This is a genomic window from Acidiferrimicrobium sp. IK (genome assembly GCF_025499425.1).
Taxonomy (GTDB): domain Bacteria; phylum Actinomycetota; class Acidimicrobiia; order Acidimicrobiales; family Palsa-688; genus Acidiferrimicrobium.
On sequence record NZ_JAIMCB010000012.1, the window covers coordinates 103,403 to 122,793 of the forward strand.

General features: G+C 73.2%; 18 protein-coding genes. 7 read left to right on the forward strand and 11 right to left on the reverse strand.

Features of this window, described 5'->3' with window-relative positions:
• Positions 1 to 2 precede the first annotated feature (2 nt).
• The 6 genes from rplB to K6U06_RS18625 all read right to left on the reverse strand — a co-directional run bounded on the left by rplB (position 3) and on the right by K6U06_RS18625 (position 5,600).
• The gene (gene rplB, locus K6U06_RS18600) at positions 3 to 839 is read right to left on the reverse strand and encodes a 50S ribosomal protein L2 (protein ID WP_262323464.1); all 837 of its coding nucleotides are present in this window, start codon (positions 837 to 839) and stop codon (positions 3 to 5) included.
• Positions 839 to 1,135 (reverse strand): 50S ribosomal protein L23, encoded by a 297-nt coding sequence (gene rplW / locus K6U06_RS18605; protein WP_262323465.1) that lies wholly within the window; start codon positions 1,133 to 1,135, stop codon positions 839 to 841. The genes rplB and rplW overlap by 1 nt, the downstream gene beginning before the upstream one ends.
• Positions 1,132 to 1,854: a 50S ribosomal protein L4 gene (gene rplD, locus K6U06_RS18610; RefSeq protein ID WP_262323466.1), complete on the reverse strand. Its 723-nt coding sequence runs from the start codon at positions 1,852 to 1,854 to the stop codon at positions 1,132 to 1,134. The genes rplW and rplD overlap by 4 nt, the downstream gene beginning before the upstream one ends.
• A complete protein-coding gene (rplC, locus tag K6U06_RS18615) occupies positions 1,854 to 2,459 on the reverse strand; it encodes a 50S ribosomal protein L3 (protein WP_410051094.1) in 606 nt (201 codons plus the stop codon). The genes rplD and rplC overlap by 1 nt, the downstream gene beginning before the upstream one ends.
• 391 nt (positions 2,460 to 2,850) lie before the next feature.
• Positions 2,851 to 3,801: a hypothetical protein gene (locus tag K6U06_RS18620; protein WP_262323467.1), complete on the reverse strand. Its 951-nt coding sequence runs from the start codon at positions 3,799 to 3,801 to the stop codon at positions 2,851 to 2,853.
• Positions 3,795 to 5,600: a hypothetical protein gene (locus tag K6U06_RS18625; RefSeq protein WP_262323468.1), complete on the reverse strand. Its 1,806-nt coding sequence runs from the start codon at positions 5,598 to 5,600 to the stop codon at positions 3,795 to 3,797. Before K6U06_RS18625 ends, K6U06_RS18620 begins: the two co-directional genes overlap by 7 nt.
• 143 nt (positions 5,601 to 5,743) lie before the next feature.
• Here K6U06_RS18625 and K6U06_RS18630 point away from each other — a divergent pair, with 143 nt between their 5' ends.
• The gene (locus K6U06_RS18630; RefSeq protein ID WP_262323469.1) at positions 5,744 to 7,033 is read left to right on the forward strand and encodes a hypothetical protein; all 1,290 of its coding nucleotides are present in this window, start codon (positions 5,744 to 5,746) and stop codon (positions 7,031 to 7,033) included.
• A 35-nt stretch (positions 7,034 to 7,068) separates the two neighbouring features.
• Here K6U06_RS18630 and K6U06_RS18635 read toward each other — a convergent pair whose 3' ends face one another.
• The 3 genes from K6U06_RS18635 to K6U06_RS18645 all read right to left on the reverse strand — a co-directional run bounded on the left by K6U06_RS18635 (position 7,069) and on the right by K6U06_RS18645 (position 9,726).
• The gene (locus K6U06_RS18635) at positions 7,069 to 7,548 is read right to left on the reverse strand and encodes a hypothetical protein (RefSeq protein WP_262323470.1); all 480 of its coding nucleotides are present in this window, start codon (positions 7,546 to 7,548) and stop codon (positions 7,069 to 7,071) included.
• 40 nt (positions 7,549 to 7,588) lie between these two features.
• Entirely contained in the window at positions 7,589 to 8,140 is a 552-nt protein-coding gene (locus tag K6U06_RS18640) for a universal stress protein (RefSeq protein ID WP_262323471.1), read from the reverse strand.
• Positions 8,141 to 8,268: 128 nt separating this feature from the next.
• Positions 8,269 to 9,726 (reverse strand): MFS transporter, encoded by a 1,458-nt coding sequence (locus K6U06_RS18645; protein WP_262323472.1) that lies wholly within the window; start codon positions 9,724 to 9,726, stop codon positions 8,269 to 8,271.
• A 210-nt stretch (positions 9,727 to 9,936) separates the two neighbouring features.
• Between K6U06_RS18645 and K6U06_RS18650 the strand changes: the two genes are divergently transcribed.
• The 3 genes from K6U06_RS18650 to K6U06_RS18660 all read left to right on the forward strand — a co-directional run bounded on the left by K6U06_RS18650 (position 9,937) and on the right by K6U06_RS18660 (position 13,304).
• Positions 9,937 to 11,073 (forward strand): PP2C family protein-serine/threonine phosphatase, encoded by a 1,137-nt coding sequence (locus K6U06_RS18650; RefSeq protein ID WP_262323473.1) that lies wholly within the window; start codon positions 9,937 to 9,939, stop codon positions 11,071 to 11,073.
• Positions 11,074 to 11,148: 75 nt separating this feature from the next.
• Positions 11,149 to 12,024 (forward strand): cytochrome c biogenesis CcdA family protein, encoded by an 876-nt coding sequence (locus tag K6U06_RS18655; protein ID WP_262323474.1) that lies wholly within the window; start codon positions 11,149 to 11,151, stop codon positions 12,022 to 12,024.
• Entirely contained in the window at positions 12,021 to 13,304 is a 1,284-nt protein-coding gene (locus K6U06_RS18660) for a redoxin domain-containing protein (protein WP_262323475.1), read from the forward strand. Before K6U06_RS18655 ends, K6U06_RS18660 begins: the two co-directional genes overlap by 4 nt.
• On the opposite strand, the gene K6U06_RS18665 is transcribed toward K6U06_RS18660, so the two are convergent.
• Together K6U06_RS18665 and K6U06_RS18670 are read right to left on the reverse strand one after the other, a co-directional pair.
• Positions 13,277 to 15,409, reverse strand: a complete 2,133-nt coding sequence (locus tag K6U06_RS18665; RefSeq protein WP_262323476.1) for a chloride channel protein — start codon at positions 15,407 to 15,409, stop codon at positions 13,277 to 13,279. The genes K6U06_RS18660 and K6U06_RS18665 overlap by 28 nt on opposite strands.
• Positions 15,406 to 15,963 carry a MarR family winged helix-turn-helix transcriptional regulator gene (locus K6U06_RS18670; RefSeq protein WP_262323477.1) on the reverse strand — a complete coding sequence of 186 codons (558 nt, stop codon included), beginning with the start codon at positions 15,961 to 15,963 and terminating at the stop codon, positions 15,406 to 15,408. The genes K6U06_RS18665 and K6U06_RS18670 overlap by 4 nt, the downstream gene beginning before the upstream one ends.
• A 180-nt stretch (positions 15,964 to 16,143) precedes the next feature.
• Here K6U06_RS18670 and K6U06_RS18675 point away from each other — a divergent pair, with 180 nt between their 5' ends.
• Genes K6U06_RS18675 through K6U06_RS18685 form a run of 3 tightly spaced genes read left to right on the forward strand, consistent with a single transcriptional unit; the run spans position 16,144 to position 19,374 of the window.
• Positions 16,144 to 17,172: an SDR family oxidoreductase gene (locus K6U06_RS18675; protein ID WP_262323478.1), complete on the forward strand. Its 1,029-nt coding sequence runs from the start codon at positions 16,144 to 16,146 to the stop codon at positions 17,170 to 17,172.
• 19 nt (positions 17,173 to 17,191) lie between these two features.
• On the forward strand, positions 17,192 to 19,000 hold the full coding sequence (locus tag K6U06_RS18680) for a glycoside hydrolase family 15 protein (RefSeq protein ID WP_262323479.1): 1,809 nt from the start codon (positions 17,192 to 17,194) through the stop codon (positions 18,998 to 19,000).
• Positions 18,997 to 19,374: a hypothetical protein gene (locus K6U06_RS18685; RefSeq protein ID WP_262323480.1), complete on the forward strand. Its 378-nt coding sequence runs from the start codon at positions 18,997 to 18,999 to the stop codon at positions 19,372 to 19,374. The genes K6U06_RS18680 and K6U06_RS18685 overlap by 4 nt, the downstream gene beginning before the upstream one ends.
• The last annotated feature ends 17 nt before the right edge of the window (positions 19,375 to 19,391 follow it).

A 19,391-nucleotide genomic window follows, 5' to 3' on the forward strand; every position in this document is an offset into this window, starting at 1 on the left:
TACTACCTCCGGGCGCCGCGGGTGCGCCGACGGCGGACGATGAGCTTCTCGGACGGCTTGGTGCGGTCGCGGGTGCGACCCTCGGGCTTGCCCCACGGCGAGACCGGGTGGCGGCCACCGGAGGTCTTGCCTTCGCCACCGCCGAGGGGGTGGTCGACGGGGTTCATGGCGACGCCGCGGGTCTGGGGGCGGACGCCCTTCCAGCGGTTACGGCCGGCCTTGCCGATGCTGATCAGCTCGGCCTCGGAGTTGCCGACCTCGCCGAGGGTGGCCCGGCAGTCGATCGGGACCCGGCGCATCTCGGTGGACGGCAGCCGCAGGGTGGCGTAGTCACCCTCCTTGGCGACGAGCTGGACGCTCATGCCGGCGCCGCGGGCGATCTTGCCGCCGCCGCCGGGCTTGAGCTCGACGTTGTGGACGACCGAACCGACCGGGATGAACCGCATCGGGAGGGCGTTGCCGGGGCGGATGTCGGCGCCCTGGCCGGAGCGCAGCACGTCGCCGACTTTCACCCGGGCCGGGGCCAGGATGTAGCGCTTCTCGCCGTCGTGGTAGTGCAGGAGGGCGATGCGGGCGTTGCGGTTCGGGTCGTACTCGATCGCCGCGACGGTGGCCGGCACACCGTCCTTGGTCCGCTTGAAGTCGATGATCCGGTACTGCTGCTTGTGGCCGCCGCCCTTGTGCCGGGCGGTTTTGCGGCCGTAGGCGTTGCGGCCGCCGGTGCTCGACTTGGGAGCCAGCAGGCTCTTTTCGGGCCGGGACCGGGTGATCTCGGAGAAGTCCGAGACGGTCTGGAAACGCCGACCGGCACTGGTCGGCTTGCGCTTGCGCAGCGGCATCAGCTGTTCCCCTCGAAGATCGGGATGCTCTGCCCTTCAGCCAGGGTCACGATCGCCCGCTTCTGGTCGGGGCGCTTGCCGAAGGTCTGCTTCTTCCGGTTGCGCTTGCGCTTACCGGGGCGGTTGAGCGTGTTGACCTTGGTGACTTGCACGTTGAAGATCTTCTCGACCGCTTGGCGGATCTCGATCTTGTTGGCGTCAGGGGCTACGACGAAGGTGTAAACGCCGTCGTCGAGCAGGGTGTAGGACTTCTCCGACACGACCGGTCGGAGGATCACGTCGCGGGGCCCGCTCATTGGGCATCCTCCTCGGTGGTCGTGGCGTCTTCGGTGGTCGACTGGACGGACGGCTCCTCGTTGGCGGCGACGGGGGCGCCGAAGGCGACCTCCGCGGACGCCGGCTCGCCGGCCCGGCCCGGAAGGGTCTGGGTGGTGAACACGATCCAGTCGTTGATCAACACGTCGTAGGCGTTGAGCTCGCCCGCGAGCAGCAGCTGCACGTCGGTCAGGTTCCGGAACGACTTGTAGGCGTCCTCGTCGTCGCGGGACACCACGACGAGGACCTTGCCGGTCACGCCCAAAGCGGCGAGGGCCGCCGCGGCGCCCTTGGTGGACGGCGGGGACCACGGCCAGGAGCTGACCACGAGGACCCGCCCCTCCGACGCCCGGTCCGACAGGGCGGAGCGCAGCGCCAGCTGGACCATCTTCTTCGGGGTCTTCTGGCGGTAGCTGCGGGGCTTGGGGCCGAGGGCGATACCGCCGCCGGTGAAGTGCGGGGCCCGCTCGGAGCCCTGACGGGCCCGGCCGGTGCCCTTCTGCTTGAACGGCTTCTTGCCGCCGCCGGATACCTCGGCGCGGGTCTTGGTGCTCTGCGTGCCGGAGCGGGCGGCGGCCAGCTGGGCGGTGACGACTTGGTGGAGGACCGGGACGTTGGGCTGGATACCGAAGATCGCCTCGTCGAGGGTCACGGTCCCGGCCTCGGCGCCTTCGGCGTCGCGAACGGTGATGTCGGTCATCACTTGCCTCCCTTGACCGCGCCGCGGATCAGGATCGTGCCGCCGCGAGGCCCGGGCACCGCGCCCTTGATGAGCAGCAGGCTGCGCTCGGCGTCGGACTGGACCACCTCGAGGTTGAGGGTGGTGACCTTCTGGTTGCCCATCTGGCCGGCCATCCGGGTGCCTTTGAACACCCGGGCCGGGGTGGCGCACGCGCCGATGCCGCCGGGGGCCCGGTGGTGCTTGTGGTTGCCGTGGCTGGCGCCTTGGCCCTTGAAGTTGTGGCGCTTCATCCCGCCGGCGAAGCCCTTGCCCTTCGACACTGCGGTCACGTCGATCTTGTCGCCGGCGGCGAGGATGTCGACGCCGAGCTCCTGGCCGACGCTGTACTCGCTGGTGTCGGCGACGCGCAGCTCGACGAGCTGCTTGCCGGGGTCGACGTCGGCCTTGGCGTACTGGCCGAGGACCGGCTTGGTCAGGGTCTTGGGGCGGCGGGACCCGTAGGTCACCTGCAGGGCGGAGTAGCCGTCACGGTCGGGGGTCTTGAGCTGCACGACCCGGGCCGGGGTGACCTTGACAACGGTGACCGCGATGGCGCGGTTCTGGTCGTCCCAGATCTGGGTCATGCCGACTTTCTCGCCGACGATCGCTTTCGATGGCACAGCTGGACTTCTTTCTCGGTCGTGGCGGAGGGGGACGGTCCCAGGGGACCGGCCGCCTCACACGCGAGGGCGCAGCTCTCCCGATCCCTCCGTGGAGGGGTTCCAGGAGTGCTGCGCTCGTATGAGTGATGCCACGGGGTCTCCGCCCTGCTCTCTCAGGAGCCACGGACACCCGCGGACACGCGGAACAACGGGTTGCAACACTAGCAGGCGTCGGGGTGGTGGCGTGCCGTCACCCCGGCCGCGGGCGTTTAGGCCCGCATGCCTTCACCGGCACCCTACCAGGGCCGGGGCCGCCCTCCGAGCCGCCCGGCCCCGGCCGGTCCGGCGGGAACGGGCAGGGGGAGCGGCCGGGTCAGCCGGGGTAGGGGCGCATGCTGGCGGCTAGGGCCAGCGCCGCGGCTGCGCCCCGGTCGGTGCGCACCGAGTAGACGTCGGCGCCTTGCTGCCACTGGATCGACGCGGTGGTCGAGGGGCCGTCCGCGGCGGAGGCCGGCGCGACGACGGAGATCACCCCGCTGGCGGCGGCGGGCAGGCGGCCCGCGGCTAGCAGCCCGGCCAGGGCGGACGCCGCGGCGCTCGGCGCGGCGGGGGCGCCGAGGTCCTCGACTTGCACCGTCCACGCCCCGAAGGTCCAGTCGACGACCCCGCCGACCACGGTGCCGCAGGTGGTGGCCCCGGGGACGCCGATCGGGGCGGGGGTGGCCGGCGCGGCGCACGCGGCCAGGTTGTGGGCTGCGCTGGCGGCGACGTAGGCGCCGGCCGCGGCCGGCGACGCGGTGGCGGTGGTGGAGAAGGTGCCCAAGTCGGTGGTGCCCGCGGCGCCGGCCGCCAGGCTGGGGTCGTTGACCGCGAGCGGGGTGGGGGTGGCGACGAGGGTCACCGCGGCGGTCCCGCCCAGGCCGCTGGCCTGGGCGGACACCGCGGACGCGGCGCTCGGGGTGGGGGGAAGGGTGATCGGCGCCTCGATGCCGGCCGGGCGGCTGGTGAAGGTGGCGATGGCCGCGGTGATTACCGCCGGGAACGCGCTGGGCGGGGTGCGGGGCGCGACGGTGGTGGCCGGCGCCGGCGGGCGGGTCACCGTGACCGCCGGCGCGGCGGGCGCCGCGGTGGTCGTGGGGGCGACGGTGGTGGTCGGCACGGCGACGACCGGCGCGGTGGTGGCCGGGGTGGTGGCGGCCGGCGCGGGGCGGACCGCGGCGTTGTGGTGGGGGGCGGCGCCGCACGCGCCGAGCCCGCCCAGCGCGACGAGCGCAGCCGCGGCCGCGCCGCCCGGGCGGAGCAGCGTGCGGCGGGCGCTCAGCACGAGTAGTCGCCGTCGAAGCTGCCGGCTGCGACCTGCACCAGCTTGACCGGCGAGCCGGCGAAGCTGCTCGCCGAGCACCACGCGCCGGGGTGGGAGGTGGCGATCCCGGTCGGGTACCAGACGGGGATCCCGGGCCGGTAGCTGCCGGCGATCACCCCCCACTGGTAGGCGGTGGCGTACACCGCGGGGGCCCGGCCGAGGGCCCGGAGGGCGGCGATGGCGCCGGCGACGACCTGGGCGTTGGCCGCGGTGTCGGAGGTCCAGTAGTTGGAGGTCTCGACGTCGAGCCAGTAGGTGCCGGTCGCGGCCCCCGACGCGTCGGCGGTGCGCACCGACGCGGCCGCGGTGTTGTAGCCGTAGTTGTAGCTCTCGCACGACAGGTCCCCGAGCTGGCAGGCCCCGGCCGGCCCCGACGACCACTGGCCGCCGTTGGAGCCTTGCGGCGAGTTGAGGTTGATGTAGACCGACAGGGCCGGGCCGCCCCAGGACGCCTCGCTGTGCAGGCACGGGTTGGCGGAGAAGGCGTAGCCGTTGTTGACCCCGACGATCGCGACCCGCGACGGCGGCGGGTAGCTGCCCCCGCACTGCGGCCAGGAGATGTCGTAGCCGGTGGTGCCGCTGGCGTAGGTGGTGGTCGCCGGGGCGGTGACAAACCCGGTCCCGAGCGGGCCGGTGCCCGAACCGGGGGTCGGTGACAGGCCGACCACCCACTGGCCGGTGGGGACGGTGCCCGCCGCGGAGCCCCGGAACGGGGCGTCGCCGAAGGAGAAGATCCCGCCGTCGGCGCCGACCAGCCAGTAGCCGCCGCCGTCGCCGGTGGCGGCCATGCCGGTCACCGGCGCGGCGAGGGCGACGCTGCCGGTGGAGCCGAAGAACCGGCTGTCGCCGAACTCGAAGATCCCGCCGTCGGACGCCACCAGCCAGTACCCCCTGCCGTCGCCGGTGGCGGCCATCCCGACCACCGGCTTGTTCAGCCTGACGTTACCGGTGGAGCCGTAAAACGCCGCGTCGCCGAAGTCGAACACCCCACCGTCGGAGGCGACCAGCCAGTAACCCCTGCCGTCGGGGGTGCTGGCCATCCCGACGATCGGCTTGTTGAGGTGGATGTTGCCGAGGGAGCCGTAGAAGTGGGCGTCGCCGAACTCGAAGACCCCGCCGTCGGAGGCGGCCATCCAGTAGCCCTTGCCGTCGCCGGTGGCGGGCATGGCGACGACCGGCTTGTTGAGTCGGATGCCGGCCAGTGACCCGTAGTAGGGGGCGGTGCCGTAGGCGGCGACGTCGCCGTTGGCGCCGGCCAGCCAGAACCCGCCGCCGGCGGGCTGGGAGGCGAGCGACGCCACCGGGCCGTTGACCGGGGCGGTGGTGGCCTGGGCTTGGGTGGTGGTCCCAAACGCTGCGCTCAACCCGCCGGTGGTGGCCATGTAGTACCCGTTGGACGCCGACGTGCCGGTCGCCGCGACGGCGGCGGCGGACACGGCTGGGGTGGCCGGGTCTGCGGCCGGCGCCGTCGAGGTCGGCACCGTCGAGGCCGGCACCGTCGACGTCGGCACCGTCGGGGTCGGCACCGTCGACGCCGGCACAGTCGGCGGGGGGACAGTCGAGGTCGTGACAGTCGTCGCCGGCACGGTCGAGCTAGGCGCGGTCGATGTCGGGACGGTGGACGTCGGGGGGGTCACCGGCGCAGCGAACGCCGAGGGGGCGAGCAGCGGCAGCGACGCCGCGGCGCCGATAACGGCCGCGGAGCGGCGCAGGCGGCGGGCGGTAGCAGGACGTAACGGCAGGCGGGCGCGACAAGGCAACGGGGGGGTCTCCTCGAGATTTGCGGTACCGGCCCCCCTGGCGTTCCGCCGCAGCAGGGGACAGGCTGCGATTTCCCCCGTACCGTCGACACCCGCCCGGCGGGACTTAAGTGCTCCCCGGGCCGCCGGGCAGACTGTGGCCCATGCCCGACCCGTTCGCTCCCCCGCCGGTCCCGCTCAGCGGGGGCCGGCTGGCGATCGCCCCCGACGTTGTCGAAGTTCGGGGAAAGGTCACCTTCGAGCCTTCCGCGCGCGCCGCGGCGGCCTTTGCCGAGGTCCGCTTCCGGGTCGAGGACCCAGGCGGCTGCCCGGCGCTGGATCTGCGCCAGGACCTCGACGGCCTCCGCCTCGACGGCGCCGCGCTCGACGTGGCTGCGTTCGCTCCCGTCGACTTGGGCGGCGGGGCGGGGGCGCAGATGCGGGTCCTCGACGTCGAGGTCCCCGCCGGCGACCACACCGTCGCGCTCGACTACCAGCTGGCGCAGCCCGCCGCGGAGGGCGCCCTGCCGGTGGAGTGGCGCGGCGGTGACGGGGTCCGCTGGGACCTTTGGATGTCGGATCTGCACCCCGGCCGGTACCTGGAGATGTGGGTTCCCGCCCCGCTGTGCCACGACCGCTTCGCGTTGACCCTCGAGGTGGAGCTGGCCGGGACCCGCCGGCCCCACACGGTCGTCACCAACGGCGAGGTGACCGTCACCGCCCGGGGGTGGGAGGTGCGCTTCCCGGCCCACTTCACGTCGCTGTCGCCCATGCTCGTGGTCGCCCCCACCGACGAGGTCGAGCAGCGGGAGACCACCGTGGCCCTCCCCGGCCGGCGCTCACCCCTCGCGGTGCGCACCGTCCGCCACCTCGACGTGGACGCCGATCTCGCTGCGTGCGAGGCCGACGTCGCCGCGTGGTTGGCGTACCTGGCGCAGCGTTACGGGCCGTGGGCGCACGGTGACGCGATGACCACGTTCTTGTGGGGGCCGGGACGGGGCATGGAGTACGACGGGGCCACCACCGCGTCGGTGGCCGCCCTCGAGCACGAGGTGTTCCACTCCTGGTTCGGGCGGGGCGTCAAACCGGCCCGGGCCGGGGACGGCTGGATCGACGAGGCGTGGACCAGCTGGGCGACCTCGACGCGCCGTTCGGAGGGGCCCCGCTTCGCGGCGGACCCCCTGGACTTGGACGGCGACCCCGTCGAGCTGCGCCCGGCGCACCCGTGGGCCCGCTTCACCCCGGTCGGGTCCTACACCGCCGGGGCCCGGCTGTTCTCCGGGCTGGCCCACCTGCTCGGCGGGCCCGGCCCGATGCGCTCCGCGATGGCCGCCTGGTACCGGGACAACGCCGGTGGGCTGGTCACCACCGACGGCCTCGAGGCCCACCTGCGGTCCTGGTCCGGCGTCGACATCGGGCCGTGGTGGCGGCGCTACGTGCATGGCGGGCGCTGACCCCGACGGGTGGAGGACCGGGCGGCGCCCGGCGCTCAACCGTTGGCCAGCTCGCGAAGCGCCGCTTTGAACTTCCGGTGGCAGCGCCCGAGGGTGATCACGTCGCCTTCGGCGTTGGCGCTGACCGCACAGGTGTGGGCCAGGAGGTTGACCGCCCGGGCCAGCGCGGCGCCGGCCTCGGTCAGCACCCCCGCGGCCAGGACCGGCGCCGAGCGCAAAACGGCGCCGACCACCAGCACCGCCACCCCAGCGCCGGCGATGGCGTAAGGCACCGCCCGCCACCTCCGGTACCGGTCGGCGACGTCCGCGCTGACCGGCAGGGTGACCTTGATCGCCTTCACCCCGGCCAGGATCCCGACCAGCGTCGCCAGCCAGCTGAACGGCAGCAGCAGCCACGGCCACAAGGGACGGAAGTAGGCGTCGACCTCGACTCGGTCGCCGGTCGGCCGGCCGGTCTTGGCGCACACCGACGGGAGGTCGCCCTGGTCGGCGGTGTAAAACCGGACGACGGCCACCCGGTCACGTTAGACCCCCACGTCACCGACCGGCGGTGGGTCAGCGGCGCTCGGCGGGGACGATCATCACCGGTCGGTGGGCGTGGCGGACGACCCGGTCGGCGACGCTGCCGACCAGCCGCTGGGACAGCCCGGCGGAGGGGGCGCCGATGACGATCAGGTCGGCGTCGTGGTGGTCAGCGACGCGCACCAAGGCGTCGGCGGCGGTGTCGTCGGCGACCAGCACCCGGTAGGGGGCGCCGGAGCCGGCCAGCGGCCGGCACCAGTCGGCCGCCACGTGGCGGCGGAGGTTGTAACGCCACGGCACCAACCCCATCGGAGGGATGTCTCGCACCAGCGCGGCGCTGGGCCGCACCGCGTGGACCGCGACGATCTGGGTGCCGGGCTGGGTGGCCCACTCCGCCGCCCAGCGCAGCGCGGCCTGGCTTCCGGGGGACCCGTCGAGGCCGACCACCGCGGTCTTGTTGGCCGCCGAAAAGCTGGCCGCGGAGCGGGCCACTTGGTGGTAGGCGGCGACCGACAAGGCGGTGAGGGCCCGGTCCTTGACGGCTGCGCTGGTTTCGCTTCCGGTCGGATGTTGGATAGTCGACATGGGCGTGACCTCCCCCTGCGATGCGGCGGTATGGCCGGTGGTGACCGGACCATACCCATTTCGTTGCATATGGCAAACATGTCGCAGGCCACCGGTCGCGGTCCCGCGAGCCTGGGTAACCGCTGCGTTCAGATGGCGGTGCGGGCGTAGCCCGGATCGGCCTGGTCCTCGCCGGGTGACGCGTCGCCGCGTACCGCCGACGCGGCCAGGTCCATCTCGCTTAGCGACCGGCGGGCCGGCTCGTCGAGGACCAGGGTGAGCGCCGCGCCGGCCACGGCCAGCCCGCCGGTCAGAGCCAGCGTGCCGCGCAACCCGAACGTGCGCGCCAGGATCGGGAAGACGAACACCCCGATGAACGCCCCGACCTTGGCGATCCCCGACGAGATGCCGTGCGCGGTGGTGCGGATGCTGGCCGGGAACAGCTCCGCGGACAGGACGAAGGTGGTGGTGTTGGGCCCGAACTCGGCGAAGAAGTAGCTGATGCCGTAGAAGACCATGAACGGGGCGACCGCCGAGGTGACGCCCGGGACGATGGCGATCACCGCGAAGCAGGCGGCCATGACCGCGAACCCGATGATCTGCAGGCGGCGGTGGCCGACGCGGTCCATGGTGAACACCGCCAGCACGTACCCGGGGACGGCCGCGACGGCGAACAGGCCGAGGGTGAGGGCGAGGGTCACGCTCAAACTGGCGTGCGGCGCCAGGTCGCGGAGGATGACCGGGGTGGAGATGGAGTTGCCGTAGTAGGCGTAGTCGAAGATGAACCACGTGCCGGCGGTCCCGATGAGGGTGACCAGCAGCCGGCGGCTGCGGACCAGGTCGCCCACCCCGAGACGGCGCACCGGCAGCGGCCGCAAGGAGCCCGGCGCGGCCGCCGGGACGTGGACCTTTGACAGGGCGACGATGCGCTCGGCGTCCCCCTCGGCCCTCCCCCGCACCGCGGCCTGGTAGCGGGGCGACTCGGGGAGGGTCCGGCGGAGGTAGATCACCCCCGCAGCGGGCAGCGCCCCCAGCCCGAACAGCAGCCTCCACACCATGTCGTGGGAGAACCCGACCGAGAGCAGGACCAGCCCGGTGAGGGGGCCGACGACCAGCCCGGCCGCCTGCATGGAGAAGACCATCCCGACCAGGCGCCCCCGGTTCTTGGCGTTGGAGTATTCGCTCATCACCACCGCGGAGACCGGATAGTCCCCACCGATGCCGATGCCGAGGACGCAGCGGAACACGATCAGCCACACCAGGCTGGGGGACAGAGCGGAGCCGACCGCCCCGACCACCATGATCGCCGCCTCGAGCCCGTAGAACCGTTTCCGGCCGAACACATCGGCGATCCGCCCGAAGATCAAGGCGCCGACGAAGGCCGCTCCGAGGGCCGCGGCGCTGACCAGGCTGGTCTGGGAGGTGCTCAGGTGCCACTGGGCCTTCAAGATGACCAGCACCGCTCCGACCACGAACAGGTCGTAGGCGTCGGTGAAAAACCCCACTCCGGCGGTGGCCGCCGCCCGATAGTGGTGGCGGCTCAGGGGGGCGTCGTCGAGAGCGGCGACGACGCCACCCTCGGGGGTCGCCGGGTCGACTGCGTGCACGAGGTAACAGTCTGGCCAACGTGGGCTTTCCAACCGGAGAACTCTGGTTAACGTGAGGTGAACGGCAGGCGAATCCTCGGCGGGGATCGGTAGCTTGGGCGGTCATGGATGCCAGCGTCCCGGCAGCCACGCGGTCATCCCGGCCGGCCGCGTCGCCCCCTGGAGAGACCGGCGGTGCGGCAAGCTGCAGCACCCGAGGCGACGGAGCGCATGGACAGAAGCGGACAAAGCGGGGCAGTGCCCTCCACCGGCGGCGCTGAGCTCGGGTCGGCGGGCTCAGAGGCCAGGTGGCTGGCGGTTTCGGTCGCGGTGATGGCGATCCTGGCCGCGATCGACCTGACCCTGCCGAGCAACGCCAACATCTCCGGGGCGCTGGTGGTCGCGCCGTTCCTGGCGTCGGTCGGGTCCCGCCCGAAACCGGTGGCGGCGCTCGGCGCTCTGGCGGTCCTCGCCGCGCTGGGCCTGGCTGACGCCGACGGCAGCGGCCTGCACGCCAGCGCGGCGCGCGTCTCGGTGATCCTGGTCGGCACCGGGGTGGCCCTCGAGGCGGCCCGGGTGCGGGTCCGGCGCGAGCGGCGCCTGGTCGACCTCACCAACGTCTCGCAGGCGGCGCAGGCCGCGATCATCCGCCAGCCGCCGCCGATGGTCGGCGAGGTGGCGGTCGGGTCGTGGTACGAGGCGTCGGTGCGGGCCGCGACCGTCGGCGGCGACTGCTACGAAGCGCTCGACACCAACTTCGGGACCCGGCTGCTCGTCGGCGACGTGCGCGGCCACGGGCTGCCGAGCGTGCGGCTGGCGGCGCTGGTGGTCGGCGGGTTCCGGGCGCTGGCCCACGTCGAACCCGACCTGGCCACCGTCGCCCACGAGCTGGACCTCCTGGTCAGCCGGTACGCCCGGGACCTGGGCAGCGCCGGCGTCGACGGGGAGGAGTTCGTCACCGCGGTGATGGCGGAGGTCCGCGGGTCGACGGTGACCCTGGCCAACTGCGGGCACCCGCCGCCGCTGCTGGTCACCCCGGAGGGGAAGGTGACCGTCCTGGCCGCGTCGAGCCCCAGCCCGCCGCTCGGGGTCGGCAGCGACCCCGACCTCGAGTCGGTCGCGGTCCCGGCGGGCGGCCGGGTGCTGCTCTACACCGACGGCCTGATCGAGGCCCGGGACGCCTCCGGGGCGTTCTTCGACTTGGAGGCGGCCGCGGTGGTGCTGGCGGAGGGACCCCTCGACGACGGCGTCCGCACGATCATGGCCGCGTTGGAGGCCCACGCCTCGGGCCGTGTCACCGACGACGTGGCCATCCTGGCGTTCGAGCCCGCCGCCCGCCGGGCCCCGGCCGGGGAGCGGGCCCGCTGACGCCCCGCCGCGCCCGGCAGCCTCTAGCGTGGAGGCGCTCGTGATGCGCAGCTTCGTGACCGACGTACGACCATGGTGAGCGGCCCGTCCGGGGGCCCGGTGCTCTACAGCTTCTCCCTCGGGCTGGTCGCGGCGTGCAACCCGTGCGGGTTCCCGCTGCTGCCCGCCTACCTGGTGCTCGTCGGTCGCCCCGACGGCGCCGGGGTCGGCGTCCGCCTGGCCCGGGCGCTGGCCGCCGGGGTGGCCATGACCGCCGGGTTCGTGGCGGTGTTCGCCGGTCTGGCCGCGGCAATCAAGGGCGGCGTGGCGGTCACGTTGAGCTGGGTGCCGTGGGCGATGATCCCGCTCGGCGCGGCGCTGGCGGTGGTCGGCGTCCTCGCCGCGGCCGGCCGGTCGCTGCCGGTGCCGCTCCCCCGCCTGCGGGTCCCCCAGGGTCGGGGGGTCGCGGTGACGTTCGGGGTGTTCGGGGTGTCTTACGCGGTGGCGTCGCTCAGCTGCTCGCTGCCGCTGTTTCTAGTCGGGGTGGTCGACCCGATCAGCAGCCGAGGCTCCGCGGTGGGGGCCGCCGGGGGCCTGGCCTACGCCCTCGGCATGGGGCTGGTGGTGACGTCGGTGAGCGTGGCGAGCGTCGCGTCGGGCAGCGTGCGGCTGCTGGCGTTGCGCCGGCTGCAGCCGGTGCTCCAACGCGTCGGCGGGGCGGTCCTGGCCGCGGTCGGGGTGTACCTCGTCTACTACTGGGTGACCACCGTGGTCGACCCCTTCGCCCGGCCCGGGCCGATCCGGTGGGTGGAGTGGCTGCAAGGCGAGGCGGCCAGCGCGCTCGGCGCGTCGCCGAGGCTCACCGGGGTGATCGTCGGGGGGATCGTGGTCGTCGCGTTGGCCGGTGTCGGTGTCACCACGGCCCGGCACGCGTCGTCGGGCGTCGGGGAGCAGAGCAGAGGAGTGGGATGACGGTTTCGGATGAAGCGCAGCGCCCGGCGCGCCCGGGCGGAGGGCCGCCCCGGCCGGGCGGGGGGCCGTCAGGGCCGGGCGGCGGGCGGCGCCGGCCGTGGTGGTTCGCCGGGCTCGGCGTCGGGCTGGCAGCCGGGCTGGCCGCGGTGCTCTTCGTCGGGATCGGCACCGGCGGCGGCCCCGCGACCGGAGGCGGGGTGCTGGTCCCCCAGGTAGCCGCCGCGCCGGGCATCAACTCCGCGACCGCCCGGCTGCTGTCGCTGACGGTGCTGCCCTCCGGCGCCCCCCACCCGGCGCCGGGGTTCACCCTGACCGACCAGCACGGCCGGCCGGTGTCGCCGGCCGCGTTCCGGGGGGACGTGGTGATCGTCGCCCCCAACGACGACCGCTGCACCGACTTGTGCACGCTTTTGGCCAACGACATCGCCCTGGCCAATCAGGATCTGGGCGCGGCGGCGGCCAAGGTGGTGTGGCTGTCGGTCAACGCCAACCCGTTCTACCCGACGGTGTCGGACGTGGCGGCCTGGACCGACCAGCACGGGCTGGGCGGGGCGCCCAACTGGTACTTCGCGACCGGCACCCCCGCCGCGCTCGCCCAGGTGTGGGCGTCTTACGGCATCGAGGTTGAGCAGGACCCGGCGTCGCGGACCGTCACCCACAGCACCAACCTGTTCTACATCGACCCGTCCGGCGCGGAGCGGGCGGTGGCCCAGTTCGGGACCGAGGCGGCCAACACGTCGCTGTTCGCGCACGGCATCGCCCAGATGGCCAACGACTTGCTGCCCGCGTCCGAGCAGGTCCACGTCGGCGGCCCGGAAGCCCAGGAGCCGACCAAGGGCAACGCCACGGTGTCGGCGGTCGCGCCCACCTTCGCCCTCCCCTATCTCGACGACCCGTCCCGCACGTTCCGGCTGTCGTCGACCAGGGGCAAGGTCACCGTCATCAACTTCTGGGCCAGCACCTGCACGCTTTGCCGCACGGAGCTGCCGGCCATCGAAGCCGCGTACAAAAAGACCGGGTCGCAGGTCGCGTTCGTCGGGGTCGACGAGTCCGACCAGGCGGGGCCGGCCCGGCAGCTGGCCGCCGCCGCCGGGCTGTCCTATCCCCTCGTCGCCGACTCCGGCGGGGTCGCCGCGGGCGGCGAGCAGATCCCCGGGTTGCCGTTCACGGTGATCTTGGACCCGGTCGGCAAGGTGCTGGTCCGCCACTCCGGGGCGTTCACCGCCGAGCAGCTCGAGTACCTCCTCGAGAACTACGACCCGGCGCCGCCCGGCTCGTGAGCCCGGTTGGGGGACGCGGACGCCGCCTCGGGGCCCGGCGGCCGGGAGGTGGCGTCGTTGCGTAACCCCAGCGCGACCCGGACGGTGTCGACGTCCGCGGCTCGGACCAAGACGGTCACCACGTCGCCTTCCTCCAAGACCTGACCGGCGTCGGGGAACAGGAACGTCTCTCCTCGCAGCGTGGAGACGATCACCGCCCCCTTGGGCAGCGCCAGGGCGGAGATCGGCTGGCCGATCACCTTCGAGGACGCCTCGACGACGCCTTCCACGGCGGTGGTCGAGGTGGCCGCCTGGGTGATCCGGCGCACCGAGCGCTGCATGGTGTGACGCCAACCCCGCACCAAGTCGGTGGTGGAGATGATCCCGATGACCCGCATGTCGTCGTCGAGGACCGGCACCCACCCGCCCTTGCTGGCCGGCAGGGCGTCGATGACCGCGTCGAGGCCGGCCTCCTCGGGGAGGGTCATGGCCTCCACGTCGGCGACCCGCCCGGCGCTGCGGTCGTCGCCTTCCTCCACCAGATGGGCGAGGGTCGCGGCCTGCAGCGACCCGATGAACGCGCCGTCGGCGTTGACCACCGGCGCGCCGGGCACCCCGGCGGCGCGGATCTGCTCGAGGGCGGCGACTCCGGGGGTGGCGGAGGCGACGACCAGGCGCGGTTTGGACATGATCGCGGTGGCCGCCACCGCGGCCGGTTGGGGCAGGCCGAAGTCGAAGCGGTGCGCCGGCGAGTCGGCCCGGCGGCGCAGCTGGCTGCGGTAGATGGTGGTGTCGCCGACGACGAGGGTCGCGAACGCGACGGCGACCATCGCCGGGGGGAGCAGCCCCAGGCTGCCGGTCATCTCCGCGACCATCAGCAGCACCGCTACGGGGGCGTGGGCGATGGCCCCGAAGCAGGCGGCCATCCCGACGACGACGAACGCCACCTGGTTGTGGGGGGCCAGGCCGACTAGGTGACCGACCCGCCACAGCATCGCCCCGGTGGCGCCGCCGACGACCATCCCCGGCCCGAAGATCCCGCCGGAGCCGCCCGAGCCGATGCTCAGCCCGGTGGCCACCAGCTTGGCGAAGGGCAGGACCAGCACCACCCACAGCGGCATGGTGAGCAGGTGGTGCAAGTCGAGCTGGGCTTGGACCTCGCCGTAGCCGGTCCCGAGGACACCGGGAACGCCGAGGCCGATGGCGCCGACGACCAGGCCGGCGACCGCCGGCTTGACGCCGCGGGGGATCGACCAGCGGTTGAACCGGTCGGTCAGCCAGTAGAAGCTCGACGTGTAGAGCTTGCCGACCAGCCCGCAGGCCAGCCCGACGACGATGAACAGCGCCAGCTCCCAGGCGTGGCCGACCGATGCGCCGCTGTGGTCACCGAAGATCGGGCTGAAGTTCCCGGTGATCGCCCCGAAGATGGCGTAGCCGACCACCGTCGACACCAGGCTGGGCAGCAGCGCTTCGATCTCGACGTCGTTGGTGTAGAGCAGCTCGACGCCGAGGAGCGCCCCGCCGAAAGGGGCCCGGAAGATCGCGCCGATGCCCGACGCGATGCCCGACGCGACGCAGATCCGGGAGTCGGCCGGGGTCAGGTTGAGGGTCCTAGACAGCACCGACCCGAACCCGGAGGAGATCTGCGCGGTGGGCCCTTCCCGCCCGCCGGAGCCGCCCGAGCCGATGGTCAGCATGGAGGCGATCAGCTTGACCACGATGACCCGGGGCCGGACCCCCTTGGGGTTGGCGTGGACCGCCTTGATCGCCGCGTCGGTGCCGTGCCCCTCGGCTTCGGGGGCCAGGCCGAAGACCAAAAGACCGGCGGCCAGCGCGCCGCCGGCGACGACCAGGGGGATCGCCCACGGACGGGAGAAGCCGCTGGCCAGCTGGTAGCCGCCCTCCCCGGCGGTCCGTCCCGGCGTGTAACCGCCGATGTCGGTGAGCAAGAAACGCGACGCCAGGTTGAGGCCGTCGTAGAACACCACCGCGCCGAGGCCGGCGACCACCCCGATGAGGGTGCCGAGGATCAGCCACTTGCGCAGGTAGGGGGCGGAGCGGACACCGGAGAGGGCCCGGGCCGCGTATCGCCGGGCGCCGAGCGTGGCCGGCTCGAATGGGTTCACGAGTCCCAGCCGAGCGCCCAGTCCTGCTCGGGGGCCTCGCCGGCGGCCTCCGCGAAGGCCCGCAGGGCGGTGGTCAGGGCCCGCCGGCCCCGGGACGGGATCTGGTCGAGGATCCCTTCGATCTCGGCTCGCCGGCGGGCGGTGACCTGGGCCACCACCTCCCGGCCGGCGTCGGTCAGCTGCACCCGGATCGCCCGGCGGTCGTCTTGGAGGCGGGTGCGGCGGATCAGGCGCTTGCGGACCAGCCGTTCGATCATGCGGCTGGCGGTGGAGGGGGTGACCTGCAGGCCGGCGGCCAGGTCGGCGGCGCGTTGCGGGCCTCGGGTGGCCAGCACGACCAGCGCCCGGTACTGCGCGAGGGTGATGTCGTCGCCGAGGTCGGAGAGGCTCCTGGCCGCGACCGCGACCAGGGCCCGGCTGGCGGCGATGAAGGCGTCGACGAGGGCCCGGTCGTCGACGCTTCGCGGGTCGGCGTCGCTTCGCGGGTCGTCGTCGCGTCGCGGGGCGGTGTCGGGACCGGCCGCCCGGGACGCGGCCGGAGAAGACGTGTTCACACAGCCATCATTGCATGCTGCAACCGTCTCCCGGCAAGTTGAGACTCCTGGCGTCTCAAGGTTTCAACATAGGTGCATCGTGCAATGACTTACGCAAGACACCGTGCAGTTGCGGCGGCGACCGTGCCTGCGGGCCGGCTGCGACGTGGACCACCGAAAAATCAACCAAGGAGAACGGGCATGCCCCAACGCAAGATTGCTGTCGTCACCGGAGCGTCGGCCGGCGTAGGGCGGGCCACAGCCCGGATGTTCGCCGAGCGGGGCTTCGACGTGGCCCTCCTGGCCCGGGGCGAGGCCGGCCTCCACGGCGCCGCCACCGACGTCGAGGCGGCCGGCGGCCGGGCCCTGGCCATCCCGACCGACGTCGCCCACTTCGACGAGGTGGAGACCGCCGCCAACCGGATCGAGGAGGAGCTGGGGCCGATCGACGTGTGGGTCAACGACGCCATGACCACCGTGTTCGCGCCGGCGTGGGAGGTCAAGCCGGAGGACTTCGCCCGGGCGGTGGAGGTCACCTTCCTCGGTCAGGTGTGGGGCACCAAAGTGGCGATCGCCAAGATGCGCCAAAGGGACCGGGGCAGCATCGTCAACGTCGGCTCCGCCTTGGCCTTCATCGGCATCCCGCTGCAGTCGGCGTACTGCTCGTCGAAGTTCGCGTGCCGAGGGTTTTTCGAGTCGACCAGAGCCGAGTTGCTCCACGAGGGCAGCAACATCCGCATGTCGATGGTCCACCTGCCGGCGGTCAACACCCCGCAGTTCGACTGGTGCGAGACCACCCTCGACCATCACCCTCAGCCGGTACCGCCGATCTACCAGCCGGAGATCCCGGCCCGCTTCATCGTCGCCGCCGCGATCGACGGCCGGCGGGCCAAGGTCATCGGGTCGTGGAACAAGATGCTCGTCGTCGCCGGACGGCTGTTCCCCGGGCTCGGCAACCAGTACGCGGCGATCGGCGCGTGGGACACCCAGCTGACCAGCCAGACCATCTCCCCTGACCGGCCCAACAACTTGTTCAAGCCGGCCGACGACACCGACGACAGCGGCGCGCACGGGATCTTCGACGACAAGGCCGGGGGGTTCTTCGACCCGAGCTTCTTGCGGACCCTGCCCAAGACCGCGGCCACCTTCGCGACCGCGCTCGGCCGGACCGCCACCGAGAAGGCCCACACCTACCAGGCCATCGCCGCCGACAAGAAGGCCGGGCGATGACCGGCACCGGCGGCCGCAGGTGAGCGCCCCCCGCCGCGTCGAGGGGTACGCGCCGATCGGCGACTACGCGGTGCTCGGCGACGGGCGCACCGTCGCCCTCGTCGCCCTCGACGGGCAGATCGACTGGTGGCCGGCGCCGACCCTCGACGCCCCGCCGATCATCGCCGGGATCCTCGACCCAGACGGCGGCGGGCACCTGTCGCTGCGCCCCAACGAACCCTTCGACGCCACCCGCCGCTACCTCGAGGGCACCAACGTGGTGGAGACCACCTTCGTCACCGAGCACGGCACCGCGACGGTCACCGACGCCCTCAACACCGGCTCCGCCGGGCGCCTCCCGTGGACCGAGCTGGCCCGGCGCGTCGAAGGGGTGTCGGGCAGCGTCACCTTCGAATGGGAGTTCGCGCCAGGCGACCGGTTCGGGCGGGCCAACCCGTGGATCGCCGAACGGCAAGGCACCCTGGTGACCACCGTCGAGGACCAGCAGGTGGCGGTGATCACCGACGGCTCGACGATCGAGGAGCGCGGCCCCAAAGCCGTCCGCGGTCACTGCCGGGTCAGCGAAGGGCAGCGGGCGCTGCTGGCGCTGGTCGCCAGCGACAACGAGCCGCTGTTCGTCCCCGCCCCCGCCGCCATCGAGGCCCGCATCGATCGCACCGTCCGGTCGTGGAGACGCTGGAGCGACCTGGTGGTCATCGACCCGCCCCTGCCCCACCCGGCGTGGGAGCCGGCGGTGCGGCGCTCCGCGCTGGCCCTAAAGACCATCCTCGCCGAGAACAGCGGCGCCATCGCCGCGGCCGCCACCACCTCCCTGCCCGAAGGGATCGGCGGCCCGAAGAACTGGGACTACCGCTACTCGTGGGTCCGCGACTCCTCCTTCGCCCTCGACGCGCTGATCAAGCTCGGCCTGCACGAGGAGGTCCACGGCGCGGTGTCGTGGCTGCTCGGCGCGATCCGCCGCAACGGCGACAGCCTGCACGTGTTCTTCTCCCTCGACGGCGCGGTCCCCGACGAGCAAACCGAGCTCGACGTGCCCGGCTACCGCCACAGCCAGCCCGTCCGCTCCGGCAACTCCGCGTCGGGGCAGCTGCAGCTCGGCACTTACGGCGACCTGCTCGACACCATCTCCCGCTATACCGCCGAGGGCCACATCATCGACCAGCCGACCGGCCGACTGATCGCCGACATGGCCGACGCGTGCTGCGACCAGTGGCGGCGGCGGGACTCGGGGATCTGGGAGCTCGGCCAGCTCGAGCACTACACCATCTCCAAGATCGGGTGCTGGGTGGCGCTCGACCGGGCGTGCCGGCTGGCCGCCAGCGGGCAGATCCCCGGCGGCCACGCCGGCCGGTGGGAGAGCGAGGCGGCCGCCGTCCACCAGTGGGTGGAGGACCACTGCTGGTCCGACACCAAGGCGGCCTACACCTTCTACGCCGGCACCGACGACCTCGACGCCGCGGTGCTCCTCGCCGGGCGCACCGGGTTCGACACCGACGAGCGTCTGGCGTCGACCATCGAGGCGGTCACCGCCGAGCTGGCCGAAGGCCCGCTCGTGTACCGCTACACCGGGATGGCCAAGGAGGAAGGCGCGTTCATCGCGTGCACGTTCTGGCTGGTCGACGCCCTGGTCCGCACCGGGCAGAGCGACCGGGCGATGCAGCTGATGGACGAAGCGGTCGGGCTCACCAACGACGTCGGGCTGCTCTCCGAGCAGAAGGACCCCGCCACCGGCGAGTTCCTCGGCAACGTCCCCCAAGGCCTCTCCCACCTGGCGTTGATCAACGTCGCGTTCTCGCTTCGCGACCTCACCGAGGACCGCCGGCGATGACCGGCCGAGAAAGGCCCGCCGTCGTGCCGACCACCGCCGTCACCCGCAAGCTGATCCTCGTCGGAACCCGCCTGTCGTGGGCCGCCGCGCTGCTCGCCGTCCCCGACCGAGTGATCCGGGCCGGCGGCGGGACCGTCGACACCCGCAGCCGGCGGGTGGCGCGGATCCTCGGCGCCCGCCACGCCCTGCAGGGGGTAGTCGAGCTGGTGTCGTGGCCCCGCTGGCGGCGCAGCGGGATCGTCGTCGACGGCCTCCACGCGGCGACCGCCGCCGGGCTGGCCGCGTTCGACCCGGACCGCCGGCGGGTGGCGCTCACCGACACCGGCATGGCCACGTCGTTCGCGTTGCTCGGCGCCAAGGAAGCCCCGCACTGATCCGTTAACGGCGCCGG